Origin of the sequence: Gottfriedia luciferensis (genome assembly GCF_002156865.1) — a bacterium.
Classification (GTDB): domain Bacteria; phylum Bacillota; class Bacilli; order Bacillales; family Bacillaceae_G; genus Gottfriedia; species Gottfriedia luciferensis.
Map to the genome: position 1 here is coordinate 19,881 of NZ_NCTA01000027.1, position 18,002 is coordinate 37,882.

The 18,002-nt window shown below is 29.5% G+C and carries 18 protein-coding genes and 1 pseudogene; 2 read left to right on the top strand and 17 right to left on the bottom strand.

Features of this window, described 5'->3' with window-relative positions; all coding sequences use genetic code 11:
* Positions 1 to 304: 304 nt before the first annotated feature.
* The 17 genes and pseudogenes from B7R67_RS22525 to B7R67_RS15780 all read right to left on the bottom strand — a co-directional run.
* Positions 305 to 454: pseudogene (locus B7R67_RS22525) on the bottom strand (aldehyde dehydrogenase family protein); the annotation flags it as partial.
* A gap of 1,149 nt (positions 455 to 1,603) precedes the next feature.
* Positions 1,604 to 3,070 (bottom strand): spore germination protein, encoded by a 1,467-nt coding sequence (locus B7R67_RS15705; protein ID WP_088071932.1) that lies wholly within the window; start codon positions 3,068 to 3,070, stop codon positions 1,604 to 1,606.
* A gap of 181 nt (positions 3,071 to 3,251) precedes the next feature.
* The gene (locus B7R67_RS15710; protein ID WP_088071933.1) at positions 3,252 to 3,710 is read right to left on the bottom strand and encodes a hypothetical protein; all 459 of its coding nucleotides are present in this window, start codon (positions 3,708 to 3,710) and stop codon (positions 3,252 to 3,254) included.
* Positions 3,711 to 3,894: 184 nt separating this feature from the next.
* Positions 3,895 to 4,287: a hypothetical protein gene (locus B7R67_RS15715; RefSeq protein ID WP_088071934.1), complete on the bottom strand. Its 393-nt coding sequence runs from the start codon at positions 4,285 to 4,287 to the stop codon at positions 3,895 to 3,897.
* 169 nt (positions 4,288 to 4,456) lie between these two features.
* Positions 4,457 to 4,777 (bottom strand): hypothetical protein, encoded by a 321-nt coding sequence (locus tag B7R67_RS15720; protein WP_088071935.1) that lies wholly within the window; start codon positions 4,775 to 4,777, stop codon positions 4,457 to 4,459.
* Positions 4,778 to 5,189: 412 nt separating this feature from the next.
* On the bottom strand, positions 5,190 to 5,507 hold the full coding sequence (locus tag B7R67_RS15725) for a hypothetical protein (RefSeq protein WP_088071936.1): 318 nt from the start codon (positions 5,505 to 5,507) through the stop codon (positions 5,190 to 5,192).
* Positions 5,508 to 5,786: 279 nt separating this feature from the next.
* On the bottom strand, positions 5,787 to 6,734 hold the full coding sequence (locus B7R67_RS15730; protein ID WP_158095130.1) for an HD-GYP domain-containing protein: 948 nt from the start codon (positions 6,732 to 6,734) through the stop codon (positions 5,787 to 5,789).
* A gap of 423 nt (positions 6,735 to 7,157) precedes the next feature.
* A complete protein-coding gene (locus B7R67_RS15735) occupies positions 7,158 to 7,382 on the bottom strand; it encodes a hypothetical protein (protein ID WP_088071938.1) in 225 nt (74 codons plus the stop codon).
* Between the two features lie 114 nt (positions 7,383 to 7,496).
* Positions 7,497 to 8,564: a pseudaminic acid synthase gene (gene pseI / locus B7R67_RS15740; protein ID WP_088071939.1), complete on the bottom strand. Its 1,068-nt coding sequence runs from the start codon at positions 8,562 to 8,564 to the stop codon at positions 7,497 to 7,499.
* Entirely contained in the window at positions 8,539 to 9,114 is a 576-nt protein-coding gene (gene pseH, locus B7R67_RS15745; RefSeq protein WP_088071940.1) for a UDP-4-amino-4,6-dideoxy-N-acetyl-beta-L-altrosamine N-acetyltransferase, read from the bottom strand. The genes pseI and pseH overlap by 26 nt, the downstream gene beginning before the upstream one ends.
* A complete protein-coding gene (gene pseG / locus B7R67_RS15750; RefSeq protein WP_088071941.1) occupies positions 9,101 to 10,213 on the bottom strand; it encodes a UDP-2,4-diacetamido-2,4,6-trideoxy-beta-L-altropyranose hydrolase in 1,113 nt (370 codons plus the stop codon). The genes pseH and pseG overlap by 14 nt, the downstream gene beginning before the upstream one ends.
* Positions 10,203 to 10,949: a cytidylyltransferase domain-containing protein gene (locus B7R67_RS15755; protein ID WP_088071942.1), complete on the bottom strand. Its 747-nt coding sequence runs from the start codon at positions 10,947 to 10,949 to the stop codon at positions 10,203 to 10,205. Before B7R67_RS15755 ends, pseG begins: the two co-directional genes overlap by 11 nt.
* 43 nt (positions 10,950 to 10,992) lie before the next feature.
* On the bottom strand, positions 10,993 to 12,192 hold the full coding sequence (gene pseC / locus B7R67_RS15760) for a UDP-4-amino-4,6-dideoxy-N-acetyl-beta-L-altrosamine transaminase (protein ID WP_088071943.1): 1,200 nt from the start codon (positions 12,190 to 12,192) through the stop codon (positions 10,993 to 10,995).
* The gene (locus B7R67_RS15765; RefSeq protein WP_088071944.1) at positions 12,185 to 13,153 is read right to left on the bottom strand and encodes an NAD-dependent epimerase/dehydratase family protein; all 969 of its coding nucleotides are present in this window, start codon (positions 13,151 to 13,153) and stop codon (positions 12,185 to 12,187) included. Before B7R67_RS15765 ends, pseC begins: the two co-directional genes overlap by 8 nt.
* An 11-nt stretch (positions 13,154 to 13,164) precedes the next feature.
* Positions 13,165 to 14,169 carry an SDR family NAD(P)-dependent oxidoreductase gene (locus B7R67_RS15770; RefSeq protein WP_088071945.1) on the bottom strand — a complete coding sequence of 335 codons (1,005 nt, stop codon included), beginning with the start codon at positions 14,167 to 14,169 and terminating at the stop codon, positions 13,165 to 13,167.
* Positions 14,136 to 15,587, bottom strand: a complete 1,452-nt coding sequence (locus tag B7R67_RS15775; RefSeq protein ID WP_088071946.1) for a CDP-glycerol glycerophosphotransferase family protein — start codon at positions 15,585 to 15,587, stop codon at positions 14,136 to 14,138. Before B7R67_RS15775 ends, B7R67_RS15770 begins: the two co-directional genes overlap by 34 nt.
* A 1-nt stretch (position 15,588) precedes the next feature.
* On the bottom strand, positions 15,589 to 16,377 hold the full coding sequence (locus tag B7R67_RS15780) for a glycosyltransferase family 2 protein (RefSeq protein WP_088071947.1): 789 nt from the start codon (positions 16,375 to 16,377) through the stop codon (positions 15,589 to 15,591).
* 329 nt (positions 16,378 to 16,706) lie between these two features.
* On the opposite strand from B7R67_RS15780, the gene B7R67_RS15785 reads away from it, so the two are divergent.
* Together B7R67_RS15785 and B7R67_RS15790 are read left to right on the top strand one after the other, a co-directional pair.
* Positions 16,707 to 16,922 (top strand): hypothetical protein, encoded by a 216-nt coding sequence (locus B7R67_RS15785; protein ID WP_088071948.1) that lies wholly within the window; start codon positions 16,707 to 16,709, stop codon positions 16,920 to 16,922.
* A gap of 12 nt (positions 16,923 to 16,934) precedes the next feature.
* Positions 16,935 to 17,894: a CgeB family protein gene (locus tag B7R67_RS15790; protein WP_158095131.1), complete on the top strand. Its 960-nt coding sequence runs from the start codon at positions 16,935 to 16,937 to the stop codon at positions 17,892 to 17,894.
* The last annotated feature ends 108 nt before the right edge of the window (positions 17,895 to 18,002 follow it).

Here is an 18,002-nt window from a genome sequence, read left to right on the forward strand (position 1 = left end):
TAAAAATGTTAATTACCCTATAACGAAAAAAAGATCAACTTTTTAATGTTGATCTTTCATCTTTACGACGACGATAGAGTCGGATAAGGTGTGGAACTATCATTAATTCATCATTTCCACGGATATGAATGTTTCGTCTTTAAGTGCTCAAGTCGAAATCATATAGTCGTAGATACCGATACCGATTTATGTAAAAAAGAAACGTGCATAGAAGTACCCTGCATTTAAATCAGGTAGTCCACTCGGATCACTGTGTACTAATGCAATAATGTAAGCCATATTATGAACATTCACATTAAAATAGGCGGCCAAACCCGCTATATTTATAGCCACCAAATGGCACATCACTTCTTAGCATATGCCAGTCATTGATCCATACTGTGCCAGCTTTTAATTGATTAAAAATTTGAAGAGCTTTATTCACATCTTTAGACCAAACACCAGGAGCTAATCCTGCTCCAACTATAACCACATCAACTTCTATTTCCTTCACACTAATTCCTCCATTCCTACTTGAAACAAAATTAATTAGAACAAAAGTTTGTATCTAATTGGATTCAATAAATTCATGAAAATAAAATGATAATAAAAAGAAAATATAGCTTATCCAATCCCTATTATTAAAATGATCCTTATTAAATACATTTTAAAATTAAAAGTTAAATTCTAGTTCTAATTAAAGTAAAGAAAAGTTAAAATGTTTGGGATTTCCATTCATTAAATCAACTCTTAATAATCAATTCATTGCTCCGGACTGAGGGGCTTGGGTTCAATTAAACATTAGGTGGGATTTTCCAGTAAATTTGTAAAAGGAAATCAATATTGATTTATTAGCTATGCTGTATTGGAATAAATATTATTTTTTCAAAACTCTAATAAAAATGCACAAAAAAACCGCAAACTCTTTTCATAGTGAGATTGCGATTTTTCTAAATATGATTCCAACTTTATTTGAACCACACTATTGGCTAAATATACTATAACCCCAACGGACATAGTTCTCAGAAAACAATTAATATAACTAATCATTTTTAAAGGTGGAAGATACAATGAAATGGATTTTATTTAAATAAGCAATTGCATCAGAAGAAGATTTACTCGGCTCCGATTGGTCATATCGCAAACTAGACAAGGAACGAAACCTACTAATCAAAGGACAAGAATAAGAAATCGAGAGCCTAAAACTTAGGTAAGCACGATGGGAAAGAATTGAAACGAATTGAGTAGTTTGTTTAATGGCATGTATTAGGACTAAAAATTGAGGACCAAGGTTTTATATCATTTAGGTCAAAAATCTGAGTGTAAACACTTAAAATCACAGGTTAATCTTAAAGACATATTTGTACAATTAATTCCTGATATAAATAGCATGTATCATAGATTCCGAAGTAATCATTAATACAGGCTATCTATCTTATTAAATTAACGCATGTTAGTTGAACACATTTTTTAAGATTTTATCAAAAATAGCTACATCCTTACAGAAGTTATACCATTTTTCTTATATAAAATTTCAATAGACTGCACTATTATTATTTCTCCGAATATGGTTGTTTGTCTTATTTGAATATTAACTATGTCTTATTTGAATATTAACTATGTCTTATTGTGATGATTTATCTTTTTCATCATGAGGATATGTATTTGGACTATTGATTAATTTTCGTAAATCACCTCTAAAAAACACATCTTTGAATTCTTTGAAATGAAAAGGAATAATCGGAGCTAAATATGGTACACCTACTGAACGTAAACGAACCATATGGATTATTAGAATAAACAATCCGATACCTATTCCAACAATACCAAATACCCCCCCTAAAAATAAAAATATGTAACGTAAACTATTAATTGTAAAGGACATAGCAATGTTGGAAATCATTGTATTTGAAAGATATGCTATTCCAATTATTATTAGACTTAATGGATGTATTAGTTTTGCTTCAACCGCCGTCGTCCCAATTGTAATTGTTGATATTAATGAAACAAGAATTAACATCTCTTTTGACATTCTATAGGAACTCATACTTATTATTTGTAATAATAAAAGTAGTACGTATATTTCAAGCCAAAAAGGTAGAAACGTATCTGAATGGGTAAAGAAGTGCTTGATTACTTTTTTCGAAAACCAATTTTCATGAAAGTTGGTGATTGACACATATAATCCAGGTAACAAAAATGCTACAAAAAAACAAAAAAACGTGAGCAAACGGGACATACTTCTAAGTCTCGTGTAATAATCGCTTGGATGTTGCATGTATTGAACAAACAAATTCGGAATGATGGTTGCAGATGGCGTCCCATTCACGAAAACTGCAATTCTTCCTTCATATAACGCAGAAGTGACAGCATCAGGTAATTCAGTTTGAAAAGCCAATGGAAAAATGGTTTTTTGTTTCCCTTCAATCGCTTCTTCAATCACTCTTGACTCAAGCACGTAATCAACTTGCAATGTATCAATTCTAAGTCGAACTTCCTTTAAAGCACTTTGATCAACTCTATTATTTAGATATACAATCGCTACATCTGTTTTTTTTATTCTTCCGATTTGTTTTTTCTCAATCATTAAAGTAGGTGATAAAATCATATTATGTAGTAAATTTAAGTTACTTTTTAATTGTTCTGTAAAAGCAATCATCGGACCAAGAATATTACGTTGTCTCGAACTTTGCTCGATTGATCGTTGTTGCCATTCGGCTGTATCAACAATTATTCCACATTCGAACCCATCGATGATTACTAACGTTTTTCCTCTAACGATTTCATCAATTGTAGAAGAAATAGATGTAACTTCCTCAACTGACTCAGAACGAATATGATGTAAAGCTAAAGTGCTCATAAATGTATCTTCATCTATTTTTCTAATATTAAGTAATGGTTCAATAATACTTTCTCGTATTAATTCTGTATTCACAATTCCATTAATATATAAAAGTGCACCAGAATGTTTTCGATTAGTATCAAATTGGATATATCGTATAGATAATTCTGGAGAATTATATAAATGTTCTTTAATCATATTAATATTTTTATGTATATTCTTTGAAAAAAAAGACTCTTCATTGTGCATGAATAAGTATCCCCTAATTTTATTAATATTTAATACTAAAATTAGTATGTACTTTCAGTTTGATAAACATCCATAATACCCCTTACCTTATTTAACTATTCTGCCAGTTAGTACAAAAAAAGACCGAAAATATTGCCGATCGTGTTATTCAACTAAAGCATGCGTTAGTTGAAGTAGAATTTTATTCATCTTCATTTAATATTCCATAATAAAGTACTAATTTGTAATATCCTAAGACCACTACATAAGCAATTAAATAACTTAAGGCTGTCAAATATATCGTCCATCCATTTCGATAAATTACATGTCCTTCACTTAAAGCCCAAAACTCAATTAATGTAGTAGTTACTGTGAACAGAATAATGGCAATAAAAATATTTAACTTCTTAAAATAAATAGTACATATATATATACAGCCTAATATTGGATAAAGTCCAAGATTGAATGGAAATGCTGACAAGGCCAACTCATTAAATTTAACCTTTAAACTCCAATAATAATTAAATCCCCATGTATTTATGATGAAAGCAATTGCTACACAAATAGGTATAAAGACAACCATTATTTTTGGTACCTTTTTTAGTAAAATAAATCCAACAAGCCAAGGTAAAATTAACCCACTAAAAATGTATATAAGCACATGATCCCACCGTTAAATATATTTTAATTGTTATATTTTATCCTTGTTTTATTCATCTAAACCGCAAATTTGTCCTATAAAAAAAGCCGCAGCTGCGATTCGAGATCTTATTCAACTAACGCGCTCGTTAGTTGCAAAAGTTTCAAATTCTATTATAAATTCTCAAATGAAAAATCCTATATATTTACTTATTTTGTTTAACAATTTCTTTTAATTTTTTTGTTTGAGTATTATTTAAGTTAGCATAGCCTTCTTTTGAATCACTGCTAAAAATAGTAGCAGTACCAACTGATTTAATATAAACAGAGTATTTTACAGTTTTATCTTGATTCTTATATTTAACATTCAATGTTATATTCGGTAATCCAGTAATATTAGGTTTTTTATCTGTTTTCCATGATAATTCTTTTAGAAAATTTGATAGCTCATTTTTATTTGAAATCTTATAAACTTTGAATTCTTGGTTATTAGAGACTTTAATGCTCTTTATCGTTTTATTACAACCAAATAAACTAAAACAGATAATACATATTAATAGCATTTTTCCTATTCGGGTTAAAGTGTTCCTAATTCTCATTAGAATACTCCTCTCTTAATAAATAGTCATTCAAGAATATAATTCCAATCCTAATATTTTATTCGTCTCCAATTTAGATATTCCTTTAAACCTTATGCAATGTCAGTTTGCTCAATAAAAAAACCCGACAAATCGTCGATCATGTTGTTCAACTAAAGCGCCAGTTAGTTCAATAAGAATTCATACACTCTTCAATTTTATCTATAATTTCATTTTTTTCCTTTGAGATAAATTCTACTAAAGGCTTTTCCCAGTTAAGATTCTTTATTAGGTTTATTTTAAAAAATCCAGAATTCAAATTGCGCTCCCCATACCAACCTAAATCTAAAATTAGATTCTTATCAATGTTTTCAAGTTGCAATAAATCCTCATTAAATTCCCACCATTTTTCATCATCGTCATCAATTAATTCTTGTGGATCCAATTCCACGAAAGAGTTAAAGGTAACCTTCCACCCAGATTGAATCCGAAGAGGTTGTAATTTTTTCATTAAATCCTCCTAATTAACAAGATTCTCTGCACAATCTTACACAACTAAAGCGCTCTTTAGTTGACGGTTTATAGCGGTCATCGCCTGCTTTTTATTAGTTTTCGTTGATAGCAGTTGAATAAGGAACTCATAAACTTATCTTTTTATCGAGTCGAAAAATGATTGAAAAGATTTGACCAACTTCAATATCTACAATTAACTCTAAGTTGATCCAACAAGTTTTTTGAGTACTATCCATTCTAATCAATTCGCTTTTTTTGTATAAAATACTACATAAATAATCGTTTAATCTCAACAAAAAGAAAGAGGGATCTCATGAATGAAATCCTCCTTTGATGCGATCAATTTAGATGTAGTTTTTTTGTTCAACAAACGCAGTGAATTTGTTCTATAAGAATAAACATGTTCTTTATCAAGTTTGTTGTTTAAATGCTAATGAAAGTTCAAAAACGTTTACTTTTCCAAACGAATTATCATCTCTAAAAAATACCATTGCTTCAGAAGGGTTACCTAAATCATCTAAAATAAATGATTGAAGAACTACACTACGTTCTCTTAGTCTTTTTTCTTTTTCATTTTTATTTTTTAGAGTATACACACCTTGTTCTTTCAAACATATACTTTCACTTATAGAGTGGGTATCTCCTTCAATCTTATATTTTTTAACCTCTACAAATTCAACCTTATTAAAAGCGTCTATAACGTATTGTATATCTACATACTTTTTCATAAACTTTCTCCTTATGTGAAAACACATGTTGTAATATTGTACATTCTCTAATAAAAATTATTTAAACATTTTAAATTTAAGTTTAGTAATACCTAATACTTACTTTTTATAGCCGTCGCTCTATATTTCCATCTTGCTAATGATTAATAAAAAACTCCTTTATAGTGCTTTGGATTCTTATAATTGTACATTTATTCAAACTTTCCAAATAAGTTAAAAACCGCATTTCGATGATTCAAGTGAAAAAACAGTAGAAACATATTTCACGTAAAAAAAAAACTAAGACTCTTGCTTCATAGGTTCATTATTTGTAGCACATACATCAATTTGCCCTCTCTCTATCAGGTTCAGGAAAACATTTGCAATATAAGGATCAAATTGTTTCCCTCTTCCATTTCTTATTTCCTGTAAAGCATGCTCTATGGTATTTCTCTCTCGATATGTCCTTTGTGAAGTCATAGCATCAAAAGCATCTGAAACTGATATAATTCTTGCTACCAAAGGAATATTTTCCCCCTTTAATCCATAAGGATATCCTGTTCCGTCATATTTTTCATGATGGTATAAGACTATATCCAATATGCCATTTTTCTTAAAATATGAAATGTATTGTAGTATATCGTATCCAATCTGAGGATGCTGCTTTATTTGGTTAAACTCTCTTTCGGTTAATCGGGAAGGTTTGTTCAAAATTGATTCAGGTACACCTATTTTCCCTATATCATGTAAAAGACCACCAATATAAATATCATCACAGATTTTAGTGGTTTTATTCATAGCTCTCGCTATTTCACGTGAGTAATACGCTACATTACGAGAATGGAAGGCAGTGTATTGATCTCTTGCATCTAAAGAAACTGCTAAAGTAGAAGTCAAATTAATTAATGTTTCTTTTTCTTTTCTCAAATTGTCGATTAGAATTTTTATTACAAATGCAATAAGAAAATAAAATAACCACCTAGCTAACGAAACTTCTATTGTCCATTCTTCAGGAGAATTTATAAATAATAAAATAGTGGATACGAAAGAGAAAAGTATAATTGAAAGAGTTGATTGGAAAAACAAACCAACCGCAATCATCATCGGAATATAGGTTAAAATTAAAGTTCTATCTCTAAATATATAAAAATCTAATAGTACTCCTATAGGGATTAAAATTAAACTTAGACTTATGACTAAGGGGTTTTTTCGGGTATTAAAGAAAGAGACGTTAATATTTTTATTCACTATATTCATCCTTTCTATTAAAAAAACATTTTTCCAATTAGTTACCAATTTGATAGTAACATAATTAATTCTTAACATTGAAAATAATAAAAATTAAGAAATTTCGATAAATTTAATGTACTTTTTTGACTCATGATCTTATACAATGAACTAGCAAATGAGCAGTTATTCAAGAATAAAAAAAAGATACTCAAAATAATGAGTTTTCCTTAAAAAAAGTGATATTGGAAAAAGAAATGTGTACTATATAATATTTAAATTTATAATTATTTGTTTAAACCATTCGCCTTTTCAAAACGAAAGTTTGTTTATTTTATTTTTTTATTTACGTAAATCTCTATATGTAAAGTACTGGCTAATCCATGGCTAATATTTTCTCAAAAAAAACCCTTGCTTTTAGCAAGGGATATTTTAAAATTTCTTCTATGCTCCTGGAAACTCAATAGATGAAATTTTTCTGCACTCTACTATTACCAAACTTCCACCTACTCCAGAGAAATAAGCTAATCTAGTTCTAGAATCTAATGTAATAAAAAATTCAACATTTTCAGTTACTCCGTCTGCAACAAAATCACTAACTGGATACTTAGGGGGTAAGCTTGCTAACAACTCGCAGATACTTCTATGATGCTCATTTTTTGAACTCATTTAAAATCATCTCCTTTTAATTTCACTTCAATATATTATATTAAAATAATAAGTTTATGATTAGATTACTATCTCTATAATTATAAATATTTGTAATGATTAATAGTGACTACTTTACTCATGCATTGCTTTCAATAGAACATCCCAACTAAGTGCAGTTCCTTTGACTATATCTCTATTAACTATTTTTCCTAAGATTAATTCATAATATTTTGGTGCAAGCCCGTAACCTGGACGAACAATTTTGATATTATCTTTAGTTAATGCTTGACCAGCTTTAATATCCTCTGAAATATAAATGGATCTCCTAAACTGTAATGATTTTATCTCTTCCTCTGTGGGTCCGAATAATATGGATCCTAAGCTTCTCCATGCTGATTCAGTTTCTGTTACAAGATTTTTAAATTCATCTGGTTCCATCGAGAAAGCAGCATCTACCCCACCCTCTAAGCGATCTAATGTGAAATGTTTTTCAATTACTGTACAACCAAGTGCAATACTAGCTATAGCAACTCCACAGCCTAATGTATGATCAGATAACCCTACCTGACAGTGAAATAAGTCTTTTAAATATGGGATTGTTCGAATGTTTGAATTATCCGGAGTGGCAGGGTAGCTACTAGTACATTTTAATAAAATAAAGTCTTTACACCCTGCCTCACTTATTGTTTTTACAACTTCACTAATCTCTGCTAATGTAGCCATTCCAGTAGATATAATCATAGGCTTACCTTTGGAGGCAACTTTTTTTAAAAGTGGAATATCATTATTTTCAAATGACGCAATTTTATAACAAGGTACATCGAGCTTTTCCAAAAATTCTAGTGATTTTTCATCAAATGGTGTACTAAAAGGCACCATACCTAATTCTTTACATCTTTTAAAAATTGGCTCATGCCATTCCCAAGGTGTAAAAGCTTCTTCATATAATTCGTATAAGGACTTACCCTTCCATAGATCATTACCTCGATTTACCATAAATTCATTGCTACGAATGTTTAGTGTCATAGTATCAGGCATATAAGTTTGAATTTTAAACGCGTGTGCACCTGCTTTTGCAGCAGCTTCTACAATTTTTAATGCTCGTTCAAGTGATTTATTATGATTTCCTGACATTTCAGCAATAATAAAAGGTGGATTATTTTCTCCAATTTTTTTATTCCCTATTATTATCTCTTTCACTATCTCTAAAAACCTCCTTCTTTAATTGTTCACTTTGTTTATACCAAGTTTCTTTAAACAGACCCATTAAAACTAAATCTATAAAACTTTTGTTTTTTATATAATGTTTTAATAATCTTCCTTCTTCTATAAAGCCTAACTTCTTGTGGTAATTTATACTAATAATATTAAAATCAAGTATAAAGGCATTTAACTTTCTCATTTTTAGTTCTTTAAAAAGATAATCCAAGGCTAAAATACCCATTATTGTCCCTAAACCACGTTGAGTTGGATTTTCCCCTATATAAAAACCCCATTCACATGTTCTGTTTAGTTTATTTATATTCGTGAATTGTATAAAACCAACTGGGGCATTTTTATAAAGAAATAATTTTGCTATTTTCGTAGGATCATCCTTTAATGATTTAAACCATTGAGCATGTTGACTAGAAGTGATAATTTCATCGTTAATCATAACTGATCTTATACGCTCAGTATTTCTCCAAGATAACAATATATCTAAATCTTTCAATTCAATATCTTTAAGTTCAAAGTCTTCAATCCTGCTCAATTAAACATTCAACTACCCTCTCTATAAAATTATTTAGCTTATTTCCACCCATAAGTCCTAAAGCTTTTTGAGACATTTTTATTACCTTCATAGGATTTTGCATCAAAAAATTCAATTCTTGTTCAATTCTTTCTTTTGTAACTAAAGAGCTTTTACCTAAATTACATATTACTCCGATATCATTTGCTATATTTGTAATATCGTTTTGATTTTCAGCCGTTTCTATTGTTAAAGTTGGTAAACCTAAGTAACACCGTTCCCATGTAGTCGTTCCAGCAGCACCAATTGAAATGTCAGCAAGCCTCATTAATTTAGCTATATAGCTAATTTGACAATGAAAATAAAAATTTGGTACATTGTCACATAATGATTTAATTAATTCTTTATTTAAATTCGTATTTCCGACAACGATATCAATGTGTATGTCCGAGTACGCTGGTTTTTTTAAAATTTGAATTGTTTTAAGTGTTTCATTAGTAGGATCGCTTCCTCCAAAAAAAACAAGGATTCTTCGTATTTTACCGTCTCTTTCCTTTACCTTCTGTTTTTCTACATAAAATTCAGTGCGTAGTATTACATATTCAATGCCAATAAACTTAACACAATTTATTGGCACAAGGTCATCATATCTTTCTTTATTATTAGTAATATTTTGATCGAGAAGGATATTACAAAAATGACTACGATTTGCTAAATCGTCAATAACGATTATTTGTTTACCGGTATAACTATAAAATAGTTTTTCCCAGTTAGAATCAATCGCATAATGGTCAATTAGTAAGCAATAGTTCGTTGTTACCTTACTTATAATACCTACTGTTTGAATTACATCTGTCTTCCAATCTACATTCAACCAACCACCATAAGGGTTTTTGACAATTTTGGTCTCGCTAACTTTAGATGAACTAGGTAATATGTGTACTTCATACCCTAAGTCCATTATTAATTTAATTAAATTCCCAGGTAAATCTCGACAAATAAAGCTAATACTTATATCAAAATTAGTGAAAAGTTTGGCTAAAGTTAAGCAACGCATTACATGACCAGTCCCAATTTCATATGAAGCATCTACTCGAAAAAAAATATGTCTATTTATCATTTATATCCTCTATCTTTTTTTGTTTAATATGATTATTCATCAATAATAATGTAGGGTTTCTATCCAATAATTTGTAAATATCTTGCAGAGAAAAAAAGGGGTTATTCGGATAAATTTCTTCTATTATCCTACTAATTAAATTTAAATCCTGGGGAGTATCAACCGTAAGCCGTATATGACTTTTATTCGTTTCTTGAAGTACTTGTCTAATTCTATAATTACCTGATTTATAAATATATGGCGTAACATGTTCTCTATAAGATTGAGGAAGATCTAATCGATTAATAGAACCAATTAAAGCAAATGACATCACCTCTACGTCCATTCCAATAGGAAAGCTCCTCTGAACAGTATTTGAAACATAGTCAGCTCGACTCTGATTTTTAATAAAATCTTCGATTATAAGATCAATAATATCGGGGTCAATTAAGGGACAATCAGCAGTGATACGTACGACAATATCTGCTTGGTAAATAGAAGCTGCCTCATAATACCTAGATAATACATCCTCTTCAGAACCTCTATAGTAAGACAGCGACAATAATTCACAAAGATCCACTATTTTTTGATCTTTTTCTTTTGTAGTGGTCGCAATAATAATTTCGTTAATACATTTTGCCCGTTTTACACGCTCTATCTGATACTCTAATAAAGTCTTATTTAATACTTTTCGAAGTACCTTTCCAGGTAATCTCGTGGATTCCATTCGAGCTTGTATAATTGCTACAACTTTCATTTCTTCACTCCCTTATAAATAGAGTTATCAATGATTTGCATCATTAACGATTAGTTTTTGAATAAAAACTTAATACTTTTTTAATTGCTTTCACAACATCCTCAGAATCTTGATCACTCATTCCAACGTGTAATGGGAGAGTAATAAATTCTTCATAACATTTTTCTGCAATCGTGCAAAGACCATTCATATAGCCTAAACTCTGATAATAAGGATGATAGTATACTGGAATATAGTGTACATTTACACCTATATTTTCTTTTTGTATTGCTTCAAAAATTTCTTTTCGATTAGCCGTTAATTTAGAGAGTTGAAGTTTTACTATATATAAATGCCAACTTGAATCTCCATTGACATCTTGAAAAGGTAGTTTAATTTCATCTAATTCTTTTAGTTCTTTTGTATAAAAATTAGCAATTTGTTTGCGTCTTTCAATAAACGAATCTATTTTTTTTAATTGTGAAATTCCAAGAGCTGCTTGGATATCTGTTAGCCTATAATTATAGCCAAGTGAATGCATTTCATAGTACCAAGGACCATGATTAAAAAAATCTTTAGATCTACTAATACCGTGTGTTCTAAATTGTAATAATTTCTGATAATAGTCTTTATTATTAGTTGTAATGATCCCGCCTTCTCCAGTTGTAATATGCTTGACAGGATGAAAACTAAACATAGTCATATCACCAATTGAGCCAATTTTTTTATTCTTATATTTAGCTCCTAGGGCATGTGCTGCATCTTCAATAATAATCAGGTTATTTTCCTTTGCTATTTTCATAATACTGTCAAGATCAACTGGCTGACCTGTGAAATGTACAGGGATAATAGCTTTTGTATTTTTAGTTATCTTTTCCTTTATTAGAGCCGGGTTAATATTATACGTATTCGGATCAATATCAACAAATATCGGAATGCCTCCTTGATATAATACACAGTTAGAAGATGCTACGAATGTCATTGGAGAAGTAATAACTTCATCTCCCTCACCTATTCCAGCTGCGAAACAGGCTGCATGTAAAGCGGCAGTTCCGCTTGAAAAGGCCACCGCATATTTAGCTTCTGTATATTCAGCTATATTTCTTTCGAACTGTTCAATTGTCGGACCAGTTGTAATAAAATCACTACGTAATATTTCGATTACTGAACAAATATCCTCTTCATTTATAACTTGTTTTCCATAAGGTAAGATATTTCCTCGTACCGGTTGTCCACCGTGAATGGCTAATTTCTCTTTATTCATTTGTAGAATCGCTCTCTTGTGATAGCTTTCTTTTTATCCAATATTCAGTTCGCAATATTCCTTCTTCAATAGACACTTTAGGTGACCATCGCATAACATTTTCTGCTTTTTTAAAATTACATAATAATTTTGGGATTTCACTTTGAGGATGAATATGAGGAATATGATAAATAGGCACTTGTTTTTGAGATATTTTATTTGCTAATTCATTAATTGATATATCTTTTCCGTTACCTGCGTTAATGATCTCCCCATTTAAGAGATCATTATATCCAGCTTCTACTACAAAATCTGCGCAATCTTCAACATATAGTAAGTCTCTAGTTTGAGTCCCATCACCATAAATATTAATAGGTTTTCCATTTAATTTATTGTGAATAAAAATAGAAACTACGCCTCCTTCTCCACCGGTTTTCTGAAATGGTCCATAGGTATTAAAAGGTCTTAACACTACAGCTGGTAATCCATATGAAAAAAAGTAAGACAGCACCATATTTTCTGCAGCTAATTTTGAACCTGCATAAGGTGAAGCAGGCTTAGTTGCCGAACTCTCATTTATACCTTCATCATTGTTCGCTTTATCGTAAACCATACATGTACTCATAAAAACAATTTTCACTCGATATTTTTTACATTCCTCTAGTAAAAAAAAGGTAGCAATCGTATCATTCTGAAAAGTTGTTTCTGGATCATCAATACTGTCCTGTACATTTATACTTGCTCCTAAATGGTAACAAATATCAAATTTTATATTACTAAAAAGTTCTTGTATTGACTCTCTATCTTTTAGGTCCATAATCCTTAAACCTTTAAGGTTTTCATGAGCAATAAATTCCATTATATTTTCTATGTTTGAATTGGATAGATTATCGACAATCCATACATTTTGCCCATCTCTCAATAACCGTCCAACTACCCATCTACCAATAAAACCGGTACCACCGGTAACTAAAACATTCATATTATTCCTCCTTAGATAAGTTTTTCTTGTAAAATTATTTTTCTTACTTGATCTTTAGTTAAAGGAATCTCACCATCCGAGCTATAAGTTCCAGGCTTTGTCTTGTTTGCTCCATCATAAGATCTTTTCGGTGAAAAAAACGAAGGTATAATATATAAATCAGGCAATTCAAATGAGATTAGCGATTCCTCATATGTCATTAGTTCCTCATATTTTTTTTCTCCAGGCTTTAATCCGATTTCGGTAATTTTTATATTAGTTGGTTCAATTCCATATTTTATTGAAGTTTCTTCAATTACAGTTTCAGCAAGATCTTTTAAGTTAATGACCGGCATTTTTAAAATAAAAGTTTCCCCACCTTGAGCTATTTTAAGTGATTCAATTGTTAGTTTCGTAGCTTGTTCTAATGTCATCATGAATCTAGTCATTGATAAATCAGTTACAGTAACAAAGTTTTTCTCCTTTATTTGATTAACAAATAAAGGAATTACTGAACCTCTCGACCCTATTACATTTCCAAATCGAACACTTGAAAAAATAGTATTTTTAGATCCCTTAGAGTATTCCGCTGATGAGATAAGTTTCTCTGCGGTTAATTTAGTCGCTCCATAATTATTTGTAGGTGAAATAGCTTTATCTGTACTTGTAAAAACCACCTTTTTTACATGCTGATTTTTCGCCGCAGAAATTACATTATATGTGCCAATTACGTTAGTAAGGACAGCTTCAAATGGATTATACTCACAAAACTCAACGTGTTTCATAGCAGCAGTATGAAATACATAATCAATATCCTCCATTGCACTTAATACTCGTTCATAATTTCGAATATCGCCAATTAAAAATCTTAGTCTTTTATCATTACTAAGTTCATTTTTTAATTTAAATTGTTTATATTCATCTCTACTAAATATTCTTATTACTTCCGGTTCTTCTTTTAATAGATGTTTTACGATATTGCTTCCGATAGTGCCTGTACCACCTATAACCAAAATTTTTTTATTTTTAAAAAACAAAGTTTTTCACCTCTTGCTAATTCATTAACTAAATTAGAAAGCTCTTTTCCTGAATTCTTAACATTATAGGAATCAATTAAAAAATTGGTTTTAACTTCTTCATATTTAAGTTTTTCATCTGTGCTATAAAAGTAATAGGACATAATGTTTACTATTTCAGTCGGATCGCTTTGAATGTATTTTCCTAATCGATCAAAGTAATCATAATGGCGATTACTCTGTACAAAATAATATACAAAGGTTGGTTTATTAAATAAGCAACTTTCTAGTGCTACAGTAGACAACGATGCTACTACTAAGTCAGAATGTGATATTAATTCATGTGTTAGTACACTACGATCTGTTACTACATGGACTGATTTATATTGTCGCTTTAAATCCATATATAACTTAACTTGGTTCTTCGCTAATTCCCATGGATGTGGTTTAATTAAAATTTGGAATATTTTATTTCTAACTAATAAACTAACCATTTTTTTAAACTTATTTGAATCAGTATTTGGACCTGTTGCAATTAAAATAGTAATTTTGTTTTCTTCAAGTTTGTATTTTTTTAAAAATTCATTTTTACTGGATTTAGGATAATTAAAAATATCATCATAACGAGGGTGACCAATCGTTGCAATCCTTTCAGCTTGTACACCACGATGCATATACCATCTTTTTTCATATTCACCGTAAACAGCTATATGACTGGTAAATACTGGCATGAAAGCCTCTTCTCCCATAAGTATTCCATGTTGTAGGCATATACTTGGAATGCCTTTCATCAATCCGACTATACCAAGAGCTCGACTGACCATATCCTCTGAAGTACCAACTAAAACTGTAGCAATGACTATTTGCTCATATAAATTAAAAACTGTTTCTATTGTATCTACAATTAAAGGAATCCTTTGAATGAAAGTATTTTTAAAATATGAATTTCCGAGTGCAGGATGATCTTGATAATTATTTAATATTTCGTTTGCACTTTCAATTAACTTACTTGAATATTTAGTCGTATCAACTTTAAACTTTCCAATAAATAGATTAGGAATTTCTAAGTAAGTTTCATTTTTTGAACGAGATAAAATGACTGTCTTTTCTTTATTAAAGATTTCATTCATTTTTCTTCCAGATATTCTAATATAATCTAGATTAATAAGTGTTTTGCCCTTTTCTAGATTTTTAATAGGATTATTTAATGGTTTTAGCAAATCTTCAAAAAAAGATTGTATATCACTAGATGTAGTAAGATTTGCATGTTTTAATTGAAGATGAAAATCATTTTTCACCATAAGCTTTTTAAGATCCTCATCGATTTGTTGATAAAAATTTGTCATGATTGCTATAGGTATATCTCTATATTTTAGTTCTTTAAAAATATTTAAAAACTCACTATAAAGTAACCAGTAGTTCGAGAGATAAACACTCATATTATCCCCCCATTTTCTTTTGAGTTTTTTTCTTCAATCTTAAGTCCTCTCTTAACTCTTTACATGTTCTTTGTGGTGGTAACAATTGGATAAACTCGCTCTTTTCTTTTTGTGCCAACTGAAAGTGGATGGATTTTTCAGTAATAAAATTATCATCTAATATTTCTCTAATTGGGTAAAAGTCCCAAAAATGATTTATTCTCCAAAAAAATCGAGCATCACCAATTCTATAAAACGCCGGATCGATATCCCAGTAAGAACCGAACTTTTCTTTTATTACTGGTAATATAGACCTCCTATGCATTATAGAACAATGATCGATCTGACACGGCGCTATTGAAACAATCCCTTGAGTTGCTCTTAATTTTGTTTTAACTACCTCTTTATTTTCATTTAAAAAATTTACTAATGAAGCAGAATAAGTAACCATTACATTTGGATTTTCATCTAAAAAATGAACCATTTTTGCTATACGATCTTTTCTATAACAATTATCATCAGTCGCGTAGGATATATATTCACCTTGAGCTATATTTAGTGCTTGATTTATTAATTCAGCGTATCTAATTTTCTCAACTCTTTCTTCTATAGATTTCACATCACTTTGATAAAAACGTATTCGTTGATCGCTCAGAAATGGTTTTATTTTTAATAGAGTTTCTTCATTTGAATTATCATCCATTAAAATTAATTCAAAATCAGAATACGTTTGATTTAAAATTGATTGAATAGATTTTGTAATATAATCTGGCTTATTATAACTAGTCATAATTATTGAAACCTTTGTCAAATTTTTCACACCTTTTTCGAGATATTCTTAATATTGTATGTTTATTTACTTTATTTGTAATAGGAAAGAAATCTATTTTAAAAGTGTTTAATAAAAATTAGACGAAAAAAGAGTGATTCTATTTGCACATTGTGCAAATAGAATCACTCTTTTTTAAAATATATTGTGTCGTTATATTACCAAGACAATATATGCAATCCTCATATATTAAAACTTTACTAGTTAAATTCATCAATTTATATTCAACTATAACAAATGCACAGAAACTTTTTAAATTTTTCTCATATAGTAATGTTGAATTGAAAATTTAAAAAAGGGTGAATAATAAAATGAAAAGTTACGAACATTTATTAGAGAATCTAATTCCTGGACAAGTTATCATCATTACAACGGATTCAGGTGATACTATTGGACCAGCACAGTTTGTTGTATTTAATGAAGAGACAGGAATAGTTGTATTGAAAGAATTTAGTTCACTATCTCCTAGTGATGAAGTGGTTGTATTTTTAATAGCATCTAAAATTGAATCAATTAGATTTCAATAGAGAATGAATGTTTTGTACATTAATTCCGGTTACAAGGGAATCTATTCATATTTTGACCTGTGGATTAAAGAATTAACCTCAGAACAAATAAATATTATAGATATTCCAGTTAATATAAATTTAAATATATTAAAAAATATCCTGCTAACCATTGAACCTTCATTTGTACTAATCATGATTGGAAATAAAAATCCGAAACAACTTTTAAAAATTATTAAAGAGACTAATGTACAAATTATTACGTGGTTTACAGAAGATCCTTTTTATAATGATGTTAGTTTGGAAGTGCTACCATATTCAGATTATATTCTTTCAATAGATAAGTCATCGTGTGACTTCTATAGCAAACTTGGATATAAAAATATTCATTACTTTCCTTTAGCAACAAATGAAAATGTATTCAAACCTATCAATATTGAAAAAGATATAGATTTATTGCTAGTAGGTTATCCATATCCAAACCGAATCAAATTAATACAATCAATAATAAATTCCACAAATTTTTCAATTGTATTAATAGGAAAAAATTGGGAAAAGCATCTACGTATTCCCAACCATAAAAAAAGAAAAATCCAGTTTATTAATTACTGGATTCCTCCTAACGAAGTAAACATTTGGTACAATAAAGCAAAAATCATCTTAAATCCTCATAGAGAATCTACTTTTCATTGGAATAAAAATAGTGATAATGTGTTAAATCGTAGTGTAAATAATCGTTTTTTTGATATTGCATTAAGTGGAGGCTTCCAATTAATTAATAATGAAATAGATATTTTTATTGATGAAAAAATTGAAAAATTGATCCGTTATTCGGATGAGAATAGTTGCATCAATTTGATTAAAAAGTATCTTAACACCCCTTCATATAGGCAAAACATAATTAATGTATTACACCCTAAGATTAAAGGAAAAAATACATTTTCTAATAGAATTGATAATTTATTTAAAATAATAGAGGAAAAAACTAAATAAAAAACCTGTTCATTTACGAGAGATGTGTGCCTATTCAGAGAACACCTCTCTTTTTATATTTTTAAAGTACTTTAATCTTTTACATAAGTATAAAACCATATTTGATTA

Coding starts and splice junctions, on each gene's coding strand:
- B7R67_RS15715 (WP_088071934.1), bottom strand. CDS start 4,287: ATGAGAATTAGGAACACTTTAACCCGAATAGGAAAAATGCTATTAATA.
- B7R67_RS15765 (WP_088071944.1), bottom strand. CDS start 13,153: ATGAATGTTTTAGTTACCGGTGGTACCGGTTTTATTGGTAGATGGGTA.
- B7R67_RS15755 (WP_088071942.1), bottom strand. CDS start 10,949: ATGAAAGTTGTAGCAATTATACAAGCTCGAATGGAATCCACGAGATTA.
- B7R67_RS15725 (WP_088071936.1), bottom strand. CDS start 5,507: ATGAAAAAGTATGTAGATATACAATACGTTATAGACGCTTTTAATAAG.
- pseG (WP_088071941.1), bottom strand. CDS start 10,213: ATGATAAATAGACATATTTTTTTTCGAGTAGATGCTTCATATGAAATT.
- B7R67_RS15720 (WP_088071935.1), bottom strand. CDS start 4,777: ATGAAAAAATTACAACCTCTTCGGATTCAATCTGGGTGGAAGGTTACC.
- pseC (WP_088071943.1), bottom strand. CDS start 12,192: ATGAATAAAGAGAAATTAGCCATTCACGGTGGACAACCGGTACGAGGA.
- B7R67_RS15775 (WP_088071946.1), bottom strand. CDS start 15,587: ATGAGTGTTTATCTCTCGAACTACTGGTTACTTTATAGTGAGTTTTTA.
- B7R67_RS15705 (WP_088071932.1), bottom strand. CDS start 3,070: ATGCACAATGAAGAGTCTTTTTTTTCAAAGAATATACATAAAAATATT.
- B7R67_RS15735 (WP_088071938.1), bottom strand. CDS start 7,382: ATGAGTTCAAAAAATGAGCATCATAGAAGTATCTGCGAGTTGTTAGCA.
- B7R67_RS15785 (WP_088071948.1), top strand. CDS start 16,707: ATGAAAAGTTACGAACATTTATTAGAGAATCTAATTCCTGGACAAGTT.